Source organism: Actinoplanes sp. NBRC 103695 (assembly GCF_030269485.1).
Taxonomy (GTDB): domain Bacteria; phylum Actinomycetota; class Actinomycetes; order Mycobacteriales; family Micromonosporaceae; genus Actinoplanes.
The window spans coordinates 34,008-55,563 of sequence record NZ_BSTL01000021.1 but is presented as its reverse complement, the minus strand read 5'-3'; the positions used below and the strand labels follow the sequence as shown (position 1 = coordinate 55,563).

The following is a 21,556-nucleotide window of genomic DNA, read 5'->3' as shown; positions in this document are numbered from 1 at the left end:
CCTCGATCGGGTCACTCACCTTTCTAGCGATCACCGTCGTGTGTCAAGGGGTCCAGCAGCTGGGCGAGGTGCACCGAAGGGCGGTTTCGCAGATCCGAGATCTGCGTTCGGCAGGAGAAGCCGTCCGCCAGGACCACCGCGTCGGGCGCCGCGTCCAGGGCGGGCAACAGGTTCTGTTCCGCGACGGCCACGGACACCTCGTAGTGTCCGATCTCGACACCGAAGTTGCCGGCCAGGCCGCAGCAGCCGGCCAGGCGGCGGACCGTGGCGCCGGTGTCGGCGAGCAGGTCGGCGTCGGCCTTCCAGCCCAGGACGGCGTGGTGGTGGCAGTGCGGCTGGGCGACCACGTCGGTGCCGGACAGGTCGGGCGGCGTCCAGCCGGGGGTCTCGGCGAGGAGCTCGGCCAGGGTGCGCACGGCGCCGGCCACCGCGGCGGCGTCCGGGTTTCTGGGCAGGAGCTCGTGGATGTCCGACCGCAGCACGGCTGTGCAGGACGGCTCGACACCGACGATCGGGATGCCGTCGCGGGCGTCGGCGGCGAGCGCTCCGACCGTACGCAGAAGAATGGTCTTGGCCTTGTCGAGCTGGCCGGTCGTGATCCAGGTCAGGCCGCAGCACACCGAACCGGACGGCAGGCGCGGCTCGTAGCCGGCGTTGCGCAGCACCCGCACCGTGGCCTCGGCGACCTCGGGGGAGAACGAGTCGGAGAAGGAGTCCGCGAAGAGCACGACCGGCTTTCCCCCGGTGGCGGAAGCCTGGAAGGTGCCGCGGAACGGGCGGCGTGCGAAGGCCGGGACCGAGCGGCGCTTGTCGACGCCGGCCAGCCACAGCGCCGCGTTCTTGATGCCGGGCAACCGGGTGCCGAGGTTGGCCAGGCCCGGAACCCATCCGGCGATGCGGGCCCAGAACGGCAGCTTGCCCAGCGTGTAGTGCGAACGAGGCCGCAGTTTTCCCCGATAGGTCTGGTGCAGCACCTCGGACTTGTAGGTGGCCATGTCGATGCCGGTCGGGCAGTCGGAGGCGCACCCCTTGCAGGACAGGCAGAGGTCCATCGCGTCGTGCACCGACGGATGTGACCACGGAAGCTCGCCGCGGACCACCTCCTGCAGCACCCGGGCGCGGCCGCGGGTGGAGTCCTGCTCCTCGCGGGTGGCCAGGTAGGACGGGCACATCACGCCGCCGGCCGCTGAGTTGTCGGCGCGGCACTTGCCGACGCCGGTGCAGCGGTGCACCGCCTGGCCCAGGTCGCCGTCGTCGTGCGGGTAGGCCATCGCCAGCTGCTTCAACGGGAACCGGCCGGCCGGTCGTACGTCGGCGTCGATCGGGTCCGGGTCCACCAGGACGCCGGGGTTGAGCAGGTTGCCCGGGTCGAAGGCGTGCTTGACGGCCGCGAAGAGGGCGATCGCGTCGGCGGAGTACATGTGCGGCAGCAGCTCCGAGCGGGCCCGGCCGTCGCCGTGCTCACCGGACAGCGAACCGCCGAACTCGCCCACCAGCCGCGCCGCGTCGGTGAGGAACTCGCGCATGATCTTCGTGCCGCCGGGCTGGTCCAGCGGCAGATCGAGGCGCACGTGCATGCATCCGTCGCCGAAGTGGCCGAAGGGGGCGGAGGTCATCCCGTACGAGGCGACGAGCTCGTCGAACCGGGCCAGGTAGGCGCCCAGTTTCGCCGGCGGGACGGCCGCGTCCTCCCAGCCGGGCCAGGCCGGCTTGTCGGAGGGTGCCCGCCCGGCCAGACCGGCGCCGTCCTCGCGGATGCGCCACAGCCGGGCCTGGACGGCGGGATCGGTGACGACCAGCGCGTCCTCGCCGATGCCGTCGGCCGCGAGCCGCCGCGCCCGCGAGGTCACCTCGGCGGCGTCGTCGCCGGCCAGCTCGACGAAGAGCCAGGCGGCGCCGCGGGGGAGTGGCGGGACCGCGTCGGCGCCGCGCCGGGCGCGCAGCACGTCGAGCAGCCGCGAGTCGAGACCCTCGCACGAGGTCGGGCCGTGCGCCACCACGGCCGGTGACGCCTCACCGGCCGCGACGATGTCCCGGAAGCCGAGCACGACCACCACCCGGACCGGCGCGTCCACGACCAGCTTGACGGTCGCCCGGGTGATGACCGCGAGCGTGCCCTCCGAGCCGACGAGCGCGCGGGTGAGGTCGAAACGCTCCGGGAGCAGGTGCTGCACGGCGTAGCCGGAGACCTGCCGGCCGAACCGGTCGAACTCGGTGCGGGCGGTGGCCAGGTGCCGCCCGACGGCCGCGCGCACGCCGTCGACGACCGTGCCTTGCGGGTCGGCCGCGGTGCTGAGCTTGTCGCCCGCGGCGGTCAGGATCTCCAGACCGGCCACGTTGTCCGAGGTCCGCCCGTACGCCAGAGATCGTGATCCGCAGGCGTTGTTGCCGATCATCCCGCCGATCGTGCAGCGCGGGTGGGTCGACGGGTCGGGCCCGAACCGGACGCCGTGCGGGGTCGCCGCCCGCTGCAGGACGGCGTGCACGGTGCCCGGTTCCACCACGGCCGTCCGGGCCTCCGGGTCGAGCTCCAGCACCCGGTTGAGGTGCCGGGAGAAGTCCAGCACGATGCCGCGCCCGACGGCGTTGCCCGCCACCGAGGTGCCCGCGCCGCGGGAGGTCAGCGGCACCCCGGTCGCGCGGGCGACGGCCAGCGCGGCGGCCACCTCGCCGACGTCGCGGGGGCGGACCACGGCCAGCGGCGGGATGCGGTAGAGCGAGGCGTCGGAGGCGTACATGCCCCGCGTGCCCGGGTCGGCCCGCACCTCGAGACCGGCCTTCTCCAGCGCCTCCACCACATCGTTCATGAGTAACATGTTACTCATGCCCTCGCTCCAGCTGCCGCCCGAGCCGTCGTCCCTCGCCGACGCGGTCGCCCAGGCCGTCCGCGACGGCGTCGCCGCCGGTGAGCTCGTGCCGGACACCACCTACTCGGTCTACCAGCTGGCCGACCTGCTCGGGGTGTCCCGCAGCCCGGTCCGGGAGGGTCTGCTGCGCCTCGCCGAGGCCGGCCTGGTCGAGATCCGGCGCAACCGCGGGTTCCAGGTCCTGCCGCCGAGGGCCGACGACATCGAGGAGATCATCGGCGTCCGCCTCGCCCTCGAGCCGCCCGCCGCCCGGCTGGCCGCCGAGCTCGGCTCCGACGAGCAGCACGCGGCCATCCGGGCCGCCCTCGAGGCCATGGCGGCGACCGGCCACGAGGACTCCTTCTGGGCCGCCGACCGTTCACTGCACGATGTGCTGCTGCGGACCGCCGGGAAGCCGCGCACGGCCGCGATCGTCGACCGGCTGCGGACCACGACGGCGCTGCTCGGGCCGCCGACCACCGCGAGCGGGCGCACCCTGGCCGAGATCCACGCCGAGCACGAGCCGGTGGTCGCCGCCGTCCTGGCCCGCGACGGCGCCGCCGCCGAATCGGCCATGCGGGCTCACCTCGAGCGGACCCGGACCCTGCTCACCGGTCGAGGACGCCCGCCGCCCGCGCCAGCGCATAGACGCCCAGGGTGAACATGTCGTCGATCTCGCCGGCCGTGATCATCGACCGGAGCTGCTCGGCGGTGACCAGGCGAACCTGGTCGATGCCCTCCTCGATCGCGTCGCCGGTCAGCGGGCTCCCGCCGGTCAGGTCGACCACGGCGTGATAGACACCGGTCCGGCCGTCCGACTCCTCATCGTCCAGACGTCCCAGCAGGGTCACGTCCTTCGGCGCCGCACCGAGCTCCTCGGTCAGCTCCTTGTGGACGTTCGCCACGCTGTCGAGACCGGCCTCCCCGAAGCCTCGCGGGAACTCCCAGTGCCACTCGCGGCAACCGTGCCGGAAATGCCGGACCAGCACGATCCGCCCGTCCGGGACCGTCGCCAGCACCACGACCGGTTCGTCGACCGTCGCCGGGACGATGCGAATATAGGTGCCGATGCGGCCGGACCGGAACCGCACCGGGTCCTTGACCAGCTTGATGTACGGATCCTCGTACAGGACGCCGACGACCTCGTCCCCGGTGGCGTCGTCGGCCACGATCTCGATCGGGCAGTCCGGCGGATTGACGAACAGGTGTGGCCGTTCGGCTCGCAACCGTTCGTACGCCGATCGCGGACTGCCCTCCGGACCCATCTGACCCCTTAGGATTTCTGCCTGTGAACGCACTGGCCAGCATAGGCGCGCGGTACCAGTATCTGGAGTCGCTCGACTCGGTGCGCACGCCGTTCACCAGCTCGGACGACGCCGCCGGCGAGACCCGCGAGCTGGCGCGGCTGCAGATCTTCTCCGAGGTGCTGATGAGCCTCGTCCTCGGCCGCGAGATCGTCGTGCCGCAGTCGTACGCGTTCGACTCGTGGGGCTTCCAGCAGGTCGCGGCGACCTTCCTCGCGGCCCGCGACGAGGCCGGCGTCCAGGTGAGCCCGTTCCGGCTGCACCTGTTCGGAGCCGACAGCTTCGACGACGCCGTCGCGCGGATGCTCGGCCGGGTCGGCCTGGCGGACCGGCCGTTCGTCAGCTCGGCGTTCCCGGAGCTCGGCGGCGAGCCGGCCGGCGACGCGTCGGTGGACTGGCTGCTGGAGCGGGACTGGCTCGGCGACGAGCGCCACGCGGCGCTGCTGGCGGTGCGCCGCGAGTTCACCCGGGCGGAGCCGCCGGAGAGCCGGCCCGGACCGCCGTCGCCGGGGCTCAGCGCGTTGCTGACGGACTTCGCGGCGTCGGACGCCCAGCCGGGTTGGGACGCCCAGCGGGGTTTGGACGCCCAGCCCGGCTTGGACGCTCAGCCCGGCGACGAGGTGCGGAACCAGCTGGTGCGGTCCATCCGGGCGCTGGGCACCGGACACCCGGGCCTCGACGTCCGCAGCAGCCTGCGCGCCGCGGCCCCGTGGCCCGCCGACCCCGACGGGCGGACCGCCGTCGACCTCGTCGGTGGCCAGGACCGCCTCGACGAGACGATCGAGTTCGTCGACACGCTGTACAACGCCGTGGTGGCCGGATCGTTCGGCGTGGCGACGACGTCGTTCAGCACGGCCCTGGACAACGACAGCCTCGCGGCCCGGCAGACGGCCCAGCAGGTCGCCATCGGCCATTACCGGCACCGGCTCGCCGCGTCGGCGGTTCCCGGCCCCCGGTTCGAGGTCCGGGTGGCCCGCCCCGGCGCGGTCACCACCAAGACCGCGGTCAGACGACACATCCGGGAGCTGTACGCCTCGGCGGACAACGCCCTGCCCCAGCTGTTCGAGCAGATGGGCCGCCCACGGTCACGGTTCCACCAGGGTCTGAAGGCTCTCCGGGCGGCACAGCAGGACGGCAACGCCAAGGCGGCGCGCAAGGCGCTGAACGACCACGTCAAGCACGTCGAATCCCTGCTGCGCGACCTCAGGGCGCCGACCTTCGGCCTGCGCGCCTCCGAAGCCGCCATCGCGGTCGCCGTCGAGGGCGGCACGATCGCGGCCACCACCCTGTGGTCCCTGCCGGCGAGCCTGCAGATCGTGCTCGCCGGGGCCGGCGCGGTGGCCGGCGGCGCGGCCGGCACGATGCTCGAGGCCCCCGGCTGGTTCAAGGGCAAGCGCCGCGCGGCCGCCCTCCTCGACGTCGTCGAGCTGTAGCCGGTTCCCAGCCTCGTCTGCTCAGCCTCGTCTGCTCAGCTTCGTCCGGCCAGGCGCTGGACCTGCCCCTCGTGCATGTCGCTCACCCATTCCCAGCCGGGCGGGGCCGAGGGGCCGATCCGGGGGTCGCTGGGCACCTCGCCCGCACCCAGGGCGAGCACGTACGCCCGATCCCGCTCGATCCGCGCGAGCATCTCGTCGGCGCCGCCGACCGATCCGTGGCCGGGAACGACGACCTCGACGTCACCCGCCACGTCCTCCAGCAGCCGCAGCGCCGCGAGGTACTCCTCGACCGGGTCGGCGGCGCCGTTCAGGTCGAGCATCGGAATCAGGACGTCGGAGAGCATGTCCCCGGCGACGAGAACCCCGAGTTCCTCGACGAACAGCGCCGCGTGGCCCGGCACATGCGCCTGATGCTCGACGATCCGGACGTCAGGGCCGTCCCAGGGAACCCGCGCCGCCCCGGCGGGCAGGGCGGTGATCAGGCCGTACAGGTCCAGTGGCACCTGATCGGCGATGCCCGTCGGCTCCAGGTGGGCGGTGATGTCCGCCTTCGCGCCGGGGTCGGCCAGCTCGTCGCGGACCGCGGCCGCGCAGACGGCCGTGCCGTACCGGGGGGCCTCGCCGAACCGGGCGTGCCAGAGCAGATGATCCCAGTGCGAATGCGTCGAGAAGCCCGCCACGACGGTCCGGCCCGCCTCGGACAGATCGTTCGCGAGGCAGTCCATCTCCTGGGCCCGCACCCCGGGGTCGATCAGCAGAACGCCGTCGCGGCCCCGCACGACGACGGCGTTGCTCAGAATGAACTCGCTCTGATGGACCAGCGCACCGTCCGCGACCTGTTTCAGCACGGCCTGATCATCCCTCTTCCGGCGGCCGGATCATCACCGCGGGCCAGATCATCACCGTGGGCCAGGCAATCCGCCGCGGGCTAGGCTGCGGGAATGCGCCGAGTCCGGTACCGCGTCCGCTGACGTGCTGGAGGTCATCACCGGCTTCGCCGTCATCTGGGTGCTCGTGCTGGCCGGCTATCTGGTCGCCCGGTACCGGCTGCTGGGTGACTACGGCTCGCCGACGCTGACCCGGCTCGCGTTCTTCGTGCTGGCGCCCGCCCTGATGGTCAGCACGCTCGCCACCTCGTCGCCCGGGCGGATCTTCACCGGGGCGCTGGCCGCCTTCGTGCTCAGCACGCTCGCCGTCGCCGGGCTGCACGTCGCGCTGGCCCGGCTGTGGTGGCGCCGGGACGTCGCCGAGCTCACCGTCGGCGCGCTCGCGGCCGGCTACGTCAACGCGGGCAATCTGGGGATCCCGATCGCCGCGTACATCCTGGGCGACGTCTCCTTCATCGCGCCGGTGCTGATGTTCCAGGTGCTGCTGGCCAGCCCGGCCGCCCTCGCCGTGCTCGACGTGGCGACCGGGGAGGGCCGGCCGTCCTGGCGCCGGCTGGCCGCGCTGCCGCTGCGGAACCCGCTGATGATCGCCTCGGTCGTGGGCATCGCGGTGATGCTCAGCGGCGTCGACCCGCCGGCGCCGGTGCTGGAGCCGTTCGCGCTGCTCGGCGGGGCGGCCGTGCCGATGACGCTGCTGGCGCTCGGCATGTCGCTGCGGGGGAGCAGACCGCTGCGCGGCGGGGACGGCGCCGCCGAGCGGTGGACGGCGGTCCTGCTCAAGTCCGTGGTGCAGCCGCTGCTGGCGTTCCTGATCGGCCGTTTCCTGTTCGGGCTGGAGGGCGCGATGCTGCTCGCCGCGGTCGTCACGTCGGCGCTGCCCACGGCCCAGAACGTCTACGTCTTCGCGGCCCGCTACGGCCGGGGCGAGTCGTTCGCGCGGGATGCCGTCGTGCTGTCCACGGCCGTCTCGGCGATCACGCTGGTCGCTGTCGCGGCCCTGCTCGGCTGAGCGTTCCGGCGCACGTGCGTCCCGGCGATTACGCTGCGGCGATGACTTCCGGTTTCGACCCCGATCGTTTGCGTACGCTCGACAGGCACTTCCAGCGGTACGTCGACGACGGGCTGCTACCCGGCTGGCAGATCCTCGTGACCCGCGACGGCAAGGTGGCGCACGAGAGCGTCTACGGCGTCCGCGACCTGTCCACCGGCGCGCCGGTGGAGAGCGACACGCTGTGGCGGATCTACTCGATGACCAAGCCGATCACCTCCGTGGCCGCGATGAGCCTGTGGGAGGAGGGCCGGTTCCAGCTCACCGACGAGATCAGCCGCTGGTTGCCCGCTTTCAAGAACATGCGGGTGTACGACAAGGGCTCGGCGCTGAAGCCGTTCACGGTGCCCGCCACGGAACCGATCCGCATCTGGCACCTGCTGACCCACACGGCCGGCCTGACCTACGGTTTCATGCGCACGTCGGTGGTCGACCAGCTGTACCGGGACGCCGGCTTCGACCTGGACGAGGGCGAGCTGGACCTCGCCACGACCGTCGACCGGTACGCGGAACTGCCGCTGCTCTTCCAGCCCGGCAGCGCGTGGGGTTACTCGGTGGCCACCGACGTGCTCGCGCGTCTGGTCGAGGTCATCGCCGGCCAGGACTTCGACGCCGTACTCCAGGAACGGATCTTCGACCCGCTGGGCATGACCGGCGTCCGGCGCTGGGTGGACGAGCCCGACGCCGCCCGCCTGGCCGCCCTGTACGCCGCCCACCCCGCCACCGCCCGCCCCGTGCAGACCCCTGAACTGGCCCGCTCCGGGCTGCGGCCGCCCCCCATCCGAGCCGGCGGCCACGGCCTGATCTGCGCCGCCGACGACTACCACCGGTTCACCCAGATGTTGCTCAACGGCGGCGAGCTCGACGGCCGCCGGGTGCTCGGCAGCCGGACGGTGCGCTTGATGACCCGTAACCACCTGCCTGGTGGTCGGGATCTGGGCGTGTTGTCCACGGGCGGCTTCGCCGAGACGACCTTGGACGGCGTCGGCTTCGGCCTGGGCTTCGCGGTCACCGTCGACCCGATCCCCGGCCGGTCCCCGGGCAACGCGGGCGAGTTCTATTGGGGCGGCATGGCGAGTACCACCTTCTGGGTCGACCCGGCCGACCGCGTGACGGCCATGTTCTTCACCCAGCTGATGCCGTCGAGCACCTACCCGCTCGGCGCCCAGCTCCGCCAGCTGGTGTACTCCGCCCTCGTCGACTGACCGTTCGAGGGCCTCGTCGGCTGACCGTTCGAGGTGGTCGCCGATAGCTTGTCCGCGACAGAACGTCTAGCGTTGCTAGGATGTCGTCATGTCCGCCATCAGCGAGCGCCGCGAACGGGAACGTGCCCACCGCCATCAGCTGATCATCACGGCCGCGCGGGAGCTCGCGGAGACCGAGGGCTGGGAGGCGGTCACCACCCGACGTCTGGCCGACCGGGTCGAGTACAGCCAGCCGGTGCTCTACAGCCACTTCAACGGCAAGGAGGCCATCGTCAGCGCCGTCGCCCTGGACGGCTTCGGCGAGCTCGCCGCCCACCTGCGCCGCGCCCGGCAGGCCGCCGCGCCCGAGGAGGCACTGCGGGCCGTCTGCCTCGCCTACCTCGAGTTCGCGACCGAGCGACCGGCCCTGTACCAGGCCATGTTCATCCTGCCCACCGACCTGACGTTCGCGAGCACCGAGACGCCGCCCGCGCTGCGGGCCGGCTTCGACGAGTTCGTCAGCTGCTTCCCCCCGGACAACGAGCGGCGCGAGCTGTTCGCCGAGGTCCTCTGGAGCGCGTTGCACGGCATCACCGTCCTGTCGGAAAGCGGCCGCATCCCCCCGGACAGGCAGGAGGACCGGCTCGACTTCCTCGTCACCCGGATCGCCGGCGCCCGGTGATTCTTAGACATTGACGAAATCCGATGTAACATGGGAGCGCTCCCAGCCTGCGTCCTCCACTCTGTTCGAGGAGCCGACCCATGACACGACGGCGTTCTTTCCCCGCGGCCACGCTGGCCGGCCTGCTCACCCTGGTCCTGTCCGGACTGCTGTTGCCCTCGGCGTCGGTGGCCGGCGCCGCCACGGTGGGCACCCACAACCGCGCCGTGCCACTCACCGAGCTGACCGTGGTATCCGAACAGGTCGCCTCCGGCCTGCGGCGTCCGATCGCGATCACCGGGCTGCCGGACGGCCGGATGTTGATCGCGGAGAAGGACGGCACCGTCCGCGCCTACCACCCCGGCACCGGCTTGGCGGCCGAGCCGGTGCTCGACCTGACCGCCCGGATCGACACGTCGGACAACGAGCGCGGCCTCCTCGGCATCACGCCCGCGCCGAACTTCGCACGGACCGGGATCCTCTACGTGGCCTACACGAGCCTGCCGGCCGGTGCGCTGACCCTGGCGCGGGTGCCCCTCGGCGCTCCCGAGCGGCTGCAGGTGCTGCTCACCCAGGAGCACGCCGAGTACGGCAACCACAACGGTGGACAGGTCGCGTTCGGCCGCGACGGCTACCTCTACTGGTCCACCGGCGACGGCGGCCACGCCGACGATCCGTTCAAGGCCGGGCAGAACCTCGGCACCCTGCTCGGCAAGATCGTGCGGATCGACGTGAACCGCGCCTGCGGGGCGAAGCCCTACTGCGTGCCCTCCGACAACCCGTTCGTCCGCGCGCCGGGTGCGCGGCCGGAGATCTGGCTCTACGGCCTGCGCAACCCGTGGAAGTTCTCCGTCGACCCGGTCGACGGTTCACTCTGGATCGGGGACGTCGGCCAGGGCCTGGTCGAGGAGGTCAACCACATCCGCCCGTGGCAGGGCGGAGCGAACCTCGGCTGGTCCTGCAAGGAGGGCACCCCGGTGTTCGACCCGCAGCAGTGCCGGGGCGGGCGCTACACCGACCCGGTCTTCGAGTACGAACATTTCATGACGGAGGGCTGCTCGGTGATCGGCGGCGTGGTCTACCGAGGCTCACAGACCCCCGAGGCGCGGGGCACCTACGTCGCGAGCGACTACTGCTCGACCCTCGTGTACGCGGTGCGTCCCCAGCCCGAGGGCGGCTACGAGTCCGCCACGATCGGCAACTTCCCCACCCAGCCGACCGCGATCGGCACCGACGTGCGCGGCGAGCTGTACGTGCTCAGCGACCTCCCGGGGTGGCTGAACCGGGTGCGCTTCGAGCGGGTCCAGCCCTCCGGCGGCGCGATGGCGAGCCGCTGAACCTCGGGGCGCGGCGTCAGCCGTCGTGCAGGCATTTCGAGACGACGAGCAGCTGAACGGTGGTGCCTCCGGTGAGGCTGATCTCGAAGCCGTCCATCGTGTCGACCTTCAGATCAGCTTCGCCGACCCACGGGTCGCCGGCGCCTCCTTCGCGGGCCATCAGCCCGTCGGCTGCCCATCGCTCGGTCAGCCGGGCGTACGCCGCCTGCTGCTTCTCGGCAGGGATGGGCAGTTGGTAGGCACCCCGGATCCGGTAGAGCTCGTCGTCCGGATAGTCACTGATCTGGCCGGGACAGGTCAGCCGATCCACCTGACCGGTTCCGGCGTACCCGGTGACTCCGACCGCGGCGACGACCTTGTCCGCATGCTCGCGGGTCTGACGTTCCGCCGTGCTCTGCTCGACCGTCGGTGTGTAGTCCCCGCCGCTGCCCTCGTGGTCCGACGTGCATCCCGCGAGCAGGACGGCCGCCGTGACCAGAACCAGCGGCACCGAAACCCCGGCCACGATGCGTACCCCCCTCGCGTATTCGGTGCGACGCATCAAGGTACTGGAACCGGCCGGCGTACTGATCGAACGGCATGACCAGGTAGGCGTATGCGCCTTGGCCAATCCGGCTGAGTCCTGTCTCGTGGACCCCGCCTCGCACTGGGGTGATCCACGAGACGGGACTTAGGAGGCCAGGGTGGACTCGGGGCGGGGTGCCGGGCCGAGGTCGAGGTCGGGTGTCATGGCCATCTTGAGGGCGAGCTGGGCGGTGAACTCGCCCAGTTGCTCGGGGGAGTCGGAGCCGTCGCGGCGGTACCACCGGACCAGGTCGATGCCGAGCGACAGGATCGCGCGGGCGACCCGCTTGACGTCCACCTCGGCGAACGCGCCAGTGGTGACGCCGCGCTCGACGGCGCTGCGGAAGACCACATTGGTCCGGTGGCGGGTCTCGAGGATCTGCTCGTAGTGCTCGGGGGAGAGGCCGGCCAGCTCGTACTGGCTGACGCGGGCGGCCACGTGGTAGCGGGCGTGCCACTCGGTATAGCGGGCGACGAGCGCCCACAGGTGGCGGACCGGGTCCTCGATGCCGGTCAGGGCCGGGTCGGTGACGGCGGCCAGCGCCCGGGCGTGCGCGGTGCGGATGATCTCGAAGAGCACGTCCTCCTTCGAGGGGAAGTGCACGTACAGCGCCGCGGGGCTGAGGCCGACGGCGCCGGAGATGTCCCGGGTGGTGGTGGCGTGGAAGCCGTTGGAGGCGAAGCAGCGGACCGCCGCGGTGAGGAGTCTGCGCTGCACCTCGCCGCGTGACTCGTCCCAGAGCATGGGTGACTCGTCTTCCAGCTCGGGGAGCCCTTCGAGGTCCTCGGTGGTGAACCGGGCCTGCCGCTTCTTCGCCATCGCCCGAATCTCCCATTTCGTGAGCGTCACGTGAGTGTGACGGTTGACACACGCAGATTACCAGGTGACTATGCGCTTAGTAAGTCACACAGCAACCGCTTCTGAGCTCGAAGGAGAGCCGATGTTCGGGTTCCGATCACTGCGCGCTGGACTTGTCACCGGCGCCCTGGGCATAGCCCTCACGGTCGCCGGTTGCGGCGGCGGCGGGTCAACCGGCGCGACCGCCACCAAGACCGGAACGCAGGGCAAGACGATCGCCTTCGTCGGCTACGGCGACGCCAGCCCGTGGGGCGCCGCGTACAACAAGACCTTCAAGGCCGAGCTCGCCTCGTCCGGCATCAAGATCAACGACCTGACGAGCATGGACGCCGGCACCCAGGTGCAGAACTTCAACCAGGCCGTCTCGCAGAAGCCCGGCCTGATCGTCGCGGCGCTGTGGGACACCACGGCGACCGTGGTGCCGATCCAGAAGGCCAAGCAGGCCGGAGTGCCCGTACTCGTGGTGGACGGCCGGCCCGACCCCTCGGTCGAGGCCGACGTCATGTCCGTGCTCTCCGACAACGAGAAGCTGGGCGAGTTCGCGGCGCAGAACATCGTCGAGGGCCTCAAGGCGCAGGGCCGCGAGTCCGGCAAGGTCATCGTGCTGTCCGGCACCAAGGCGATGCTCGTCACCCAGGACCGGATGAAGGGCTTCGGCAAGGTGATGGCGGCCTCGCCGCAGTACCAGGTGATCGAGGACCAGGACACCAACTGGGATCCGACGGCGTCCGGCAAGGTGGCCCAGCAGCTGTTCGCCAAGCACGGCTGCGACGGCATCCAGGCCGCCTACGGCATGGCCGACTACATGGCGCTGCCGATCGTCCAGGCGGCGAAGCAGGCCGGCTGCAAGGTCGGCGGGACCGACGGGCTGGTCGTCACCGGCGGCAACTGCTTCAAGGCCGGCATCACGGCGATCAAGAGCGGCGAGATGTACGGCACCGCGACCGAGGACCCGATCACGATCGCCAAGCAGACCGCCGACTACATCAAGCGGTACTTCGAGGGCGCGAACCCGCCGAAGAGCGAGCTGGTCAAGGAGGACCGGGTCACCAAGGCCACCATCGCGCAGTTCGAGGAGCAGTGCAGCCAGGCATGACGCAGCCCCTGGTCGTCATCGACGCGCTCGCGCGCAGCTTCGCCGGTGTCCCGGCGGTGCGGGAGGTCTCCCTCACCGTCGGGGCCGGCGAGATCCACGCTCTCTGCGGGCACAACGGCGCGGGCAAGAGCACGGTCGTCAAGATGCTGTCGGGGCAGCTGACGCCCGACGCCGGCCGGGTGCTGCTCGCCGGGGAGGAGGTCGACCTGCGCAGCCGGCAGGTCGCGCAGCAGCTCGGCGTGGCCCTGGTCGACCAGGAGCTGAGCGTGGTCCCGGCGCTGACCGTGCTGGAGAACATGATGCTCGGCGACATCGACGCCCCGCTGATCAAGCGGCGGCGGGCCGCGGCCGAGCGTTGCCGCGAGATCCTGCGCGACATCGGGCTGGAGCGGCTGCGGCCGGGCCAGCTCGTGTCGACGCTGAGCCTGGGCGAACGTCAGCTCGTCGAGATCGCGAAGGCGCTCAGCCAGCGGGCGCGCGTGGTCATCCTGGACGAGCCGACGGCCACCCTCAGCGAGGCGGAGAGCCAAACAGTCTTCGCAGCCGTACGCCGGGTCGCCGCCCGCGGGTGCGCCGTCATCTTCGTGTCACATCGGCTGCCCGAGGTGCTGGAACTCTGCGACACGGTCACGGTGCTGCGCGACGGCCGCCGGGTCACCACCGCCCCGGCGGCCGAGCTGACCGTCGAGCGGCTCATCGTGCACATGCTCGGCGAGACCCCGCACCGCCTGGAGGCGTCCCGGCAGCCCGACCCGGATCTGACCCACGCGCTGCGGATCGAGCACCTGCGGGTGCCGGGCCGGCTCGCGGACTTCACGTTGACCGCGCGAGCCGGCCGGATCTACGCCCTGGCCGGGCAGCTCGGCAGCGGCGCGTCGGACGTGCTGCGGGCGGTCGCCGGGCTGCATCCGACCGCGGACGGCAGCGTGGAACTGCGCGACCGGGCCGTCCCGTTCCGGAGCCCGGTCGGCGCGGCGCGGGCGGGGATCGCCTTCGTCTCCAACGACCGCAAGGGCGAGGGGCTCTTCCTGGACCAGTCCGTCGCGCGGAATCTCACGGCCACCCGGCTGCACAAGGCCCGCACCGCCCGGTCCCTCGCCGCGCGGGCCGGGCTGCCGGAGGACCGGCTGGCCGATCCGGTCCGGGCCCTCAGCGGCGGCAACCAGCAGAAGGTGTTCGTCGGGCGGTCGCTGGACCGGCCGGATGTGCACGCGCTGCTGCTGGACGAGCCGACCCGGGGCGTCGACGTCGGCGGCCGGGCGGCGATCCACCGGCTGCTGCGCGACGCAGCCGACGCGGGCCTGGTGGTCGTCTTCGCCTCCACCGAGCTCGAGGAACTCCTGGAACTCGGCGACGTCATCCTCACCATGCGCGACGGCCGGGTCGTCGAGACTTACCAGGGCGGCACGGACGGCGCGGCGCTGATGCGGGACATGACCGAGGGGAAGGACGCGGCGTGATGAGCCTGACCGCGACCCCACCGACCAAGACAACCCGGGCTTCGCGTACGCGACCAGGACTGCTGACGATCGCGCTGGCCGTCGTCGTGCTGGCCCTGGTGCCGATAGCCGTCACCACGGACCGTTTCCTGAGCCTCGGCAACGCCCGGGCGATCCTGGCATCGACGGCGCTGGTCGGCATCACCGCGATCGGCGCGACGCTCGTGATGATCGCCGGCTCGGCGGTCTCGATGGCGGCCTCGCAGACCGCCACCGTCGTCGCCATGGTGTTCCTCGCGACGCTGGATCTCGGCCTGGCCGTCGCCATCGTGCTCGCCCTGCTGGGCGGGGTCGTGGTCACCGCGATCCAGGGCCTGGCGGTCGGCTACTGGGAGGCCAACCCGATCGTCCTGACGATCGCCGCGGGCTTCGCGATCGGCGGCGGATCGGTCTGGTTCAGCGGCGGCACACCGGTGAACGCCGCGACCGGCGGCTACCAGATCCTCAACGCGACGCCGCTCGGGCTGCCGCTGGCCGTCTACGTCCTGCTGCTGCTCGCCGTGGTGGCCGAGTGGATCCTGCGGCGGACGACCGCGGGACGGCAGATGTACCTCGTCGGCGAGAACCGGGCCGCCGCCCGCGCGGCCGGCCTGCCGGTGGGCCGGGTGACGGGCGTGGCATGGGCGTTCTTCGGGCTGTGCCTGGCGATCACCGGGATCTTCCTGGCGGCCTTCAACACCAGCGCCACCACCAACCTGGCCGGCACGCTCACCCTCGACGCGATCGCCGCAGTCCTGGTCGGCGGCACCGCGATCGCCGGCGGGAAGGGCTCCGCGCTGCGGACGCTCGGCGGCGCCCTGCTGATCTCGGTGATCACCGACGTCCTGCTCCTCCGCGGTTACTCGACCGGGATCCAGATCCTGGTGAAGGGGGTCCTCGTGCTCGCAGTCGTGGTCCTGGTCCATGTCCGGGGGCGCAGATGAGGCAGGAGAGGCTCGTCCCGGCCGCGGCTCTGCTGCTCGTGGTGGTCGCCTTCGCGCTGACGCCACTGGGCACGGGCGTCCCGCTGGCGACCTTCGACATCTACAACGCCCTGCAGGGGTTCGCGCAGATCGGGCTGCTGGCGCTCGCGATCGGGCTGACGATGATCGCCGGGGAGTTCGACCTGTCCGTGGTGGGCACCTACGCCGTCGGCGGGATGATCGCCGTGCAGGCCGGCCAGTCGTCGGCGGTGCTCGGGCTGCTGGCGGCGGTCGTCGCGGGCGCGGTGATCGGGGCCGTCCAGGGTGGACTGATCGCGTGGCTTCGCGTCCCGTCGGTGCCGGTCACCCTTGCGGCGTACATCGCGCTTCTCGGGCTCGCGTACGCCATCTCGGGTGGTCTGAGCGTGACCTTCACCAACCGTGACGCGACCTTGTGGGTCGACCAGACCGTCGCCGGCGTCTTCTCTCCGCGCAGCCTGATCACCCTCGCGGCGTTCGGGCTCGCGGCGCTCGTGCTCGGCGGAACGCGGCTCGGGGCGGAACTGCGGGCGATCGGCGGCGACCGGCGGGCCAGTCGAGTCGCCGGTGTCCGCGTGGACCGCCGGCTGGTGCTGCTGTTCACCACCTCGGGGACACTGGCGGCGCTGGGCGGGGGACTGCTCTGCTTCAGCTTCGCCTCGGCCAACCCCGATCCCGGGCTGCGGCCGCTGCTCATCGCCGCGGTCGCCGCGCTGCTCGGTGGCGTGTCCCTGGCCGGTGGGCGAGGCAACCCGTGGGGGCTGCTCGCGGGCGCGCTGGCGGTGGCGCTGCTCGCCCAGATCGTGGCCGTCGCCTACCTGCCGGACTGGTCGACGCAGCTGTTCTACGCCGCGCTGCTCGCGGTGATCGTGGCGATCGACTCGCCGGGCCTGCGCCGGGGCATCGACCGGATCCGGGCACGAACCAGGACGGCGGAGGCCTGATGGCGAACCTGAGCTTCGACTTCTCCGGGCGTACCGTCCTGGTCACCGGGGCGGCCCGGGGCGTCGGACGGGCGGTCGGCGAGCACTTCCGCGCGGCCGGTGCGAGCGTGTACCTGGTCGACGTGGAGGCCGACGTGGTCGAGGACACCGCCCGCGAGATCGGCGCCGTGGGGCTGGGCGCGGACGTGACCGACAGCGCGCAGGTCGACGGCGTGGTCGCCCGCGTGGTTGCCGAGACCGGCCGGATCGACGTGCTGGTCAACAACGCCGGGATCCTGCGCGACGGCGTGGTGTGGAAGCTCAGCGACGACGACTACGAGACCGTGATGGCGGTGCACGCGGGCGGGACGTTCCGGTTCACCCGGGCGGCGGTGCCGCACTTCCGCCGGCAGGGGTCGGGGCGGGTCATCAACGTGACGTCGTACACCGGGCTGAGGGGGAATCCGGGGCAGTCGAACTACGCGATGGCGAAGGCCGGGATCATCGGGTTCACCAAGACCACGGCCAAGGAACTGGCGCGGTTCGGCACCACCGTCAACGCGATCTCGCCGAACGCGCGTACCCGGATGATCTCGTCTGTCCCACCCGGCAAGCTCGCCGAACTCACCGCGGCCATCCCGATGGGGCGTTTCGCCGAAGCCTCGGAGATGGCGGCGGCGGTCGCGTTCCTCGCCTCCGACGAGGCGGCCTACATCACCGGCGTCGTCCTCCCGGTCGACGGCGGAATCTCGCTATGAAGGGGGAAACATGAGTGACCAGCACACCACCGTGGTGGCGGACGCACACTTCCTGGAGGCGCCGCGCTGGCACGACGACCGGATCTGGTTCTCCGACTTCTACGGCTACCGCGTCTCGTCGGCCCGCGAGGACGGCTCGGACCTGCGCGTCGAGGCCGAGGTGCCGGGGCAGCCGTCCGGGCTCGGCTGGCTGCCCGACGGCCGGCTGCTGATCGTCTCGATGACCGACCGCCGGGTGCTGCGCCGCGAGGACGACGGCACGCTGGTCACCCACGCCGACCTGTCCGGGCACGTCGCGGGCCCCCCGAACGACATGTGCGTCGACGCCCAGGGCCGCGCCTACGTCGGCGACTTCGGGTTCGACCTGATGGCCGGCGACCCGATCGAGCCCACTTCGCTGCACCGGGTGGACCCGGACGGCACGGTCACCGAGGTCGCCGACGACCTGTGGTTCCCCAACGGCAGCGTGATCACCCCGGACGGCGTCCTGCTGGTGGTGGAGACCTTCGGCGACCGGGTCAGCGCCTTCGACCTGACCGGCGACGGGCGGCTCGTCAACCGCCGGACGTGGGCCCGGTTCGGCCCGCTGCCCGAGAGGTCGGTGGAGCAGGCGCTGGCCTCGGTGACCGTGGCCGGCGACGGCGCCTGCCTCGACGCCGAGGGCGGGCTGTGGATCGCCGACGCCACCGGCGACCGCCTCATCCGCGTCGTCGAGGGCGGCACGATCACCGACGAGATCCGCCCCGGCACACCGGTCTACGCCTGCGGGCTGGGCGGCGCCGACGGCCGGACCCTGTACGCCTGCGCCGCGCCGGACTTCCACGACGAGGCACGCAAGGCCGCCACCGAGGCCCGCCTGATCGCGTTCCGCGTCGACGTCCCGGGCGTCCTCGACGTCCCGGGCGCGTAGGCCGTGCTCGGCCTGATGCAGGACCGGCCGCTCGACGTCGCCTCGCTGATGCGGCGCGCGTCCGGCCTGTTCGCGGGCAAGCGGGTCATCACGGCCACGGCGGCCGGGGAGACGGCGGCGACCTGGGGTGAGGTGGTCGAGCGGGCGCGCCGGCTGACGGGCGTCCTCGACCTGCTCGAGGTGCCGGCCGGAGCGCGGGTCGGCACCTTCGGCTGGAACTCGCAGCGGCATGTGGAGCTCTACCTGGCGGTGCCGAGCGCGGGCCGGGTGCTGCACACGCTCAACCACCGGCTGTTCGCCGCCGACCTGCGCTTCATCCTGGCCGACGCGGCCGACGACGTGATCTTCGTCGACCGGTCGCTGCTGCCGACGGTGTGGCCGGTGCTGGCCGAGGCCCGTCACATCGTCGTCATGGACGACGAAGGGGACGAACCGATCCCGGACGACCCTCGGGTGCACGACTACGAGGACCTGCTCGCCCGGGCGCCCGCGACCGCCCCGGCCGTCGTCGCCGAGACCGACGCCGCCAGCCTCTGCTACACGTCCGGCACGACCGGGCGGCCGAAGGGCGTCCTCTACAGCCACCGCTCGATCGTGCTGCACACCCTGGTCCTGCTCGGCGCCGACAGCCTGGCCATCAGCGAACGCGACGTGGTCATGCCGATCGTCCCGATGTTCCACGTCAACGCCTGGGGCCTGCCGTACGCCGCCGCGATGGCCGGCGCCGACCTGGTGCTGCCCGGCCCGAGGATGAGCCCGGACGCTCTCGCCTTGCAGCTGACCAGGCACAAGGTCACGTTCACGGCGGCCGTCCCGGCGATCTGGCGCAGCCTGGAACCGCTGCTGCCGGGGCTCGACCTGACCGCGCTGCGGATGACGGTCAGCGGCGGCAGCGCGCTGCCACAGGCGCTCTCCCAGGCGTACGAGGAGGTCGCCGGTGTCACCCTCAGCAGCTCGTGGGGGATGACCGAGACCAGCCCGCTGGTCACCTGCGCGCGGCTGGCGTCCACCCACGACGGTCTGGACGCGGCCGCCCGGCGCGAGGTCCTCTGCACCCCGGGACGCCCGGTGCCGCTGACCGAGGTGCGGCTCGTCGGCGAGGACGGCTCGGTGGTGGCGCACGACGGGACCACGCCGGGGGAGGTGCAGGTCAGCGGCCCGACCGTCGCCTCCGGATACTTCGGTTCCACGCCGGCCGATCTCAGCGCCGACGGCTGGCTGCGGACCGGGGACGTGGGCACCATCGACCGGGACGGCTACCTGCGGATCGTCGACCGGACCAAGGATCTGGTGAAGTCCGGCGGCGAGTGGATCTCGTCGGTGACGCTGGAGAACGAGATCATGGCGCACCCCGACGTGGCCGAGGCCGCGGTCGTCGCCGTGCCCGACGACCGGTGGGGTGAGCGGCCGCTGGCGTGCGTGGTGCTCGCGCCGGGGCGGACGCTCGCCGCCGAGGATCTGCGCGCCTACCTCGCCGGCCGGGTGGCCTCGTGGTGGGTGCCGGACGACTTCCGCTTCCTGGCGGAGATCCCGAAGACCGCGACCGGGAAGTTCGCCAAAGTGGCGTTGCGCCGGCTCGTCTTCGCACGCGAATAGGGCGCGGGCGCCGGGAAGATCTCGATCTGATCACGTGGCCCGGGGGGAACTCTCCCGGGCCACTAACCTGCTTACGTGCGTCGATCTGTGGTGATGGTGCTCGTCGGCGTGCTCGCCGGTGCGATCGCGGTGCCCTCGCCGGCACTCGCCCACGGCACCCTCGCCGCCAGCACACCCGCCCAGGGCAGCACCGTGACGGAGCGGCTCGAGGCCGTCTCGATGACCTTCACCGAGAAACCCGCGGCGTACGCGTACTTCACCGTCACCGCACCCACCGGCGTCCGCGTCGACGGCGGCTGGTCGCACGGCGAGCCAGCCAAGCTGGCCGAGCCGGTCCGCGAGTACCAGCTCAAGGACGGCCAGTGGGAGCCGTTGCTCTACACCACCGGCTTCCCGGTCTCCGTGAAGGTGTCGCACTGGCCGGCGCCCGGGACGTACGTGGCGACCTACTACAACGTCGCCTCCGACGGCGACAAGGTGAAGGGCGAGCTGCGCTTCATCTACGAGGGCGCCGTCTCGCCCGCCCCGCCCGGCTGGCAGGCCCCCACCGACCAGCCCAAGCCCGAGCTCCTGGCCGCCGAGGGCGTCGCCCGCCCGTCGGCCGCGGCTGCTCCGGCTCCCTCGTCGCCCCCCGCCGCCGTGGCGCAGGCCCAGCCGGAGGACGCGAGCGTCTGGGTGTGGCTCGTGCCCGTCCTGCTGATCGTCGCGGCCGCCCTGTGCACCCTGCTGCTCGTCCCGCAGCTACGCCGCCGGTCCCGATAGCGGCGGCGTTACCGATACGTTGACACCCGGACCCGGAAGTGTCGCGGATCGGGGGGAGCGTTCAGTTGTCCAATGTGCTGGAGGGGAAAGTCGCGGTCGTGGCCGGGGCGACGCGGGGTGCCGGCCGTGGCATCGCTCGTGAGCTCGGCGCGGCGGGCGCAACCGTCTACTGCACCGGTCGCAGCGTCACCGGCAGTCCCGCGACCGGCAGCCGGCCGGAGACGATCCAGGAGACCGCGGCGCTGGTGACCGAGGACGGCGGGGAAGGCATCGCCGTCCAGGTCGACCACACCGTGCCCGAACAGGTCGAGCGGCTGTTCGACCGGGTGGCCGAGGAACAGGACGGCCGCCTCGACATCCTGGTCAACGACGTGTGGGGCGGTGACGAGCTGACGTCGTGGGGCACGCCGTTCTGGGAGCTGGATCTCGACCAGGGGCTGCTCATGCAGCAGCGTGCCGTGCACTCGCACATCATCACGTCGCGTCACGGCGTCCCGCTGATGGTCGCCCGCGGGTCAGGCCTGGTCATCGAGATCACCGACGGCTACAAGCCGGACTACCGGGGCAATCTCTTCTACGACCTCGCCAAGTCGTCGGTCATCCGGCTGGCTCTGGCCATGTCCCACGAACTCCGCGACCGCGGTGTCACAGCCCTCGCCATCACGCCGGGCTTCCTGCGTTCGGAGGCGATGCTGGACGGCTTCGGGGTCACCGAGGAGAACTGGCGCGACGGCGTGGCCCGGGACAAATACTTCGGGGGCTCGGAGACACCGCACTACGTCGGCCGTGCGGTGGCCGCGGTCGCCGCCGACCCCGCCGTGGCCGAGATGTCCGGCAAGGCCCTCAGCTCCTGGCACCTGATGGAGAAGTACGGCTTCACCGACCTCGACGGCCGGCAGCCGCACTGGGAGAACCTCATGGCGGACCTGAACCGGGCCTGATGCC

At 72.0% G+C, this 21,556-nt stretch carries 20 protein-coding genes; 15 read left to right on the top strand and 5 right to left on the bottom strand.

Going from position 1 to position 21,556, the window contains the following annotated elements:
- Positions 1-23: 23 nt before the first annotated feature.
- A complete protein-coding gene (locus QSK31_RS33050) occupies positions 24-2,807 on the bottom strand; it encodes an FAD-binding and (Fe-S)-binding domain-containing protein (RefSeq protein WP_285688508.1) in 2,784 nt (927 codons plus the stop codon).
- Between the two features lie 16 nt (positions 2,808-2,823).
- On the opposite strand from QSK31_RS33050, the gene QSK31_RS33045 reads away from it, so the two are divergent.
- The gene (locus QSK31_RS33045) at positions 2,824-3,507 is read left to right on the top strand and encodes a GntR family transcriptional regulator (RefSeq protein ID WP_285688507.1); all 684 of its coding nucleotides are present in this window, start codon (positions 2,824-2,826) and stop codon (positions 3,505-3,507) included.
- Here QSK31_RS33045 and QSK31_RS33040 read toward each other — a convergent pair.
- Complete coding sequence (locus QSK31_RS33040; protein WP_285688506.1) at positions 3,455-4,111, bottom strand: NUDIX hydrolase; 657 nt, start codon at positions 4,109-4,111, stop codon at positions 3,455-3,457. The genes QSK31_RS33045 and QSK31_RS33040 overlap by 53 nt on opposite strands.
- Positions 4,112-4,134: 23 nt before the next feature.
- On the opposite strand from QSK31_RS33040, the gene QSK31_RS33035 reads away from it, so the two are divergent.
- On the top strand, positions 4,135-5,583 hold the full coding sequence (locus QSK31_RS33035; protein ID WP_285688505.1) for a hypothetical protein: 1,449 nt from the start codon (positions 4,135-4,137) through the stop codon (positions 5,581-5,583).
- A gap of 35 nt (positions 5,584-5,618) precedes the next feature.
- Here QSK31_RS33035 and QSK31_RS33030 read toward each other — a convergent pair whose 3' ends face one another.
- Positions 5,619-6,434, bottom strand: a complete 816-nt coding sequence (locus tag QSK31_RS33030) for an MBL fold metallo-hydrolase (protein WP_285688504.1) — start codon at positions 6,432-6,434, stop codon at positions 5,619-5,621.
- 124 nt (positions 6,435-6,558) lie between these two features.
- On the opposite strand from QSK31_RS33030, the gene QSK31_RS33025 reads away from it, so the two are divergent.
- The 4 genes from QSK31_RS33025 (at position 6,559) to QSK31_RS33010 (ending at position 10,703) form a co-directional block, all read left to right on the top strand.
- Entirely contained in the window at positions 6,559-7,482 is a 924-nt protein-coding gene (locus QSK31_RS33025) for an AEC family transporter (protein WP_285688503.1), read from the top strand.
- 41 nt (positions 7,483-7,523) lie between these two features.
- Positions 7,524-8,726 (top strand): serine hydrolase domain-containing protein, encoded by a 1,203-nt coding sequence (locus tag QSK31_RS33020; RefSeq protein ID WP_285688502.1) that lies wholly within the window; start codon positions 7,524-7,526, stop codon positions 8,724-8,726.
- Between the two features lie 88 nt (positions 8,727-8,814).
- A complete protein-coding gene (locus tag QSK31_RS33015) occupies positions 8,815-9,387 on the top strand; it encodes a TetR/AcrR family transcriptional regulator (RefSeq protein WP_285688501.1) in 573 nt (190 codons plus the stop codon).
- A gap of 80 nt (positions 9,388-9,467) precedes the next feature.
- Positions 9,468-10,703, top strand: coding sequence for a PQQ-dependent sugar dehydrogenase (locus tag QSK31_RS33010; RefSeq protein ID WP_285688500.1), 1,236 nt, complete (start codon positions 9,468-9,470; stop codon positions 10,701-10,703).
- Positions 10,704-10,719: 16 nt separating this feature from the next.
- Here the strand turns inward: QSK31_RS33010 and QSK31_RS33005 are convergent, their stop codons facing one another.
- Both QSK31_RS33005 and QSK31_RS33000 read right to left on the bottom strand, forming a co-directional pair.
- Positions 10,720-11,244, bottom strand: a complete 525-nt coding sequence (locus tag QSK31_RS33005) for a hypothetical protein (protein ID WP_285688499.1) — start codon at positions 11,242-11,244, stop codon at positions 10,720-10,722.
- A 129-nt stretch (positions 11,245-11,373) separates the two neighbouring features.
- A complete protein-coding gene (locus QSK31_RS33000) occupies positions 11,374-12,087 on the bottom strand; it encodes a TetR/AcrR family transcriptional regulator (RefSeq protein WP_285688498.1) in 714 nt (237 codons plus the stop codon).
- Positions 12,088-12,208: 121 nt separating this feature from the next.
- On the opposite strand from QSK31_RS33000, the gene QSK31_RS32995 reads away from it, so the two are divergent.
- The 9 genes from QSK31_RS32995 (at position 12,209) to QSK31_RS32955 (ending at position 21,552) form a co-directional block, all read left to right on the top strand.
- Positions 12,209-13,222, top strand: a complete 1,014-nt coding sequence (locus tag QSK31_RS32995) for a sugar ABC transporter substrate-binding protein (protein ID WP_285688497.1) — start codon at positions 12,209-12,211, stop codon at positions 13,220-13,222.
- Entirely contained in the window at positions 13,219-14,682 is a 1,464-nt protein-coding gene (locus tag QSK31_RS32990; protein ID WP_285688496.1) for a sugar ABC transporter ATP-binding protein, read from the top strand. The genes QSK31_RS32995 and QSK31_RS32990 overlap by 4 nt, the downstream gene beginning before the upstream one ends.
- Positions 14,682-15,644: an ABC transporter permease gene (locus tag QSK31_RS32985; RefSeq protein ID WP_285688495.1), complete on the top strand. Its 963-nt coding sequence runs from the start codon at positions 14,682-14,684 to the stop codon at positions 15,642-15,644. The genes QSK31_RS32990 and QSK31_RS32985 overlap by 1 nt, the downstream gene beginning before the upstream one ends.
- The gene (locus QSK31_RS32980) at positions 15,641-16,606 is read left to right on the top strand and encodes an ABC transporter permease (protein WP_285688494.1); all 966 of its coding nucleotides are present in this window, start codon (positions 15,641-15,643) and stop codon (positions 16,604-16,606) included. Before QSK31_RS32985 ends, QSK31_RS32980 begins: the two co-directional genes overlap by 4 nt.
- Positions 16,606-17,343 (top strand): SDR family NAD(P)-dependent oxidoreductase, encoded by a 738-nt coding sequence (locus tag QSK31_RS32975; RefSeq protein ID WP_285688493.1) that lies wholly within the window; start codon positions 16,606-16,608, stop codon positions 17,341-17,343. Before QSK31_RS32980 ends, QSK31_RS32975 begins: the two co-directional genes overlap by 1 nt.
- Before the next feature lie 10 nt (positions 17,344-17,353).
- Positions 17,354-18,253, top strand: a complete 900-nt coding sequence (locus QSK31_RS32970; protein ID WP_285688492.1) for an SMP-30/gluconolactonase/LRE family protein — start codon at positions 17,354-17,356, stop codon at positions 18,251-18,253.
- Positions 18,254-18,268: 15 nt separating this feature from the next.
- Positions 18,269-19,849, top strand: a complete 1,581-nt coding sequence (locus QSK31_RS32965; protein WP_285688491.1) for a long-chain fatty acid--CoA ligase — start codon at positions 18,269-18,271, stop codon at positions 19,847-19,849.
- Positions 19,850-19,924: 75 nt separating this feature from the next.
- Complete coding sequence (locus tag QSK31_RS32960; RefSeq protein ID WP_285688490.1) at positions 19,925-20,611, top strand: copper resistance CopC family protein; 687 nt, start codon at positions 19,925-19,927, stop codon at positions 20,609-20,611.
- Between the two features lie 65 nt (positions 20,612-20,676).
- On the top strand, positions 20,677-21,552 hold the full coding sequence (locus QSK31_RS32955; RefSeq protein WP_285688489.1) for an SDR family oxidoreductase: 876 nt from the start codon (positions 20,677-20,679) through the stop codon (positions 21,550-21,552).
- Positions 21,553-21,556 lie beyond the last annotated feature (4 nt).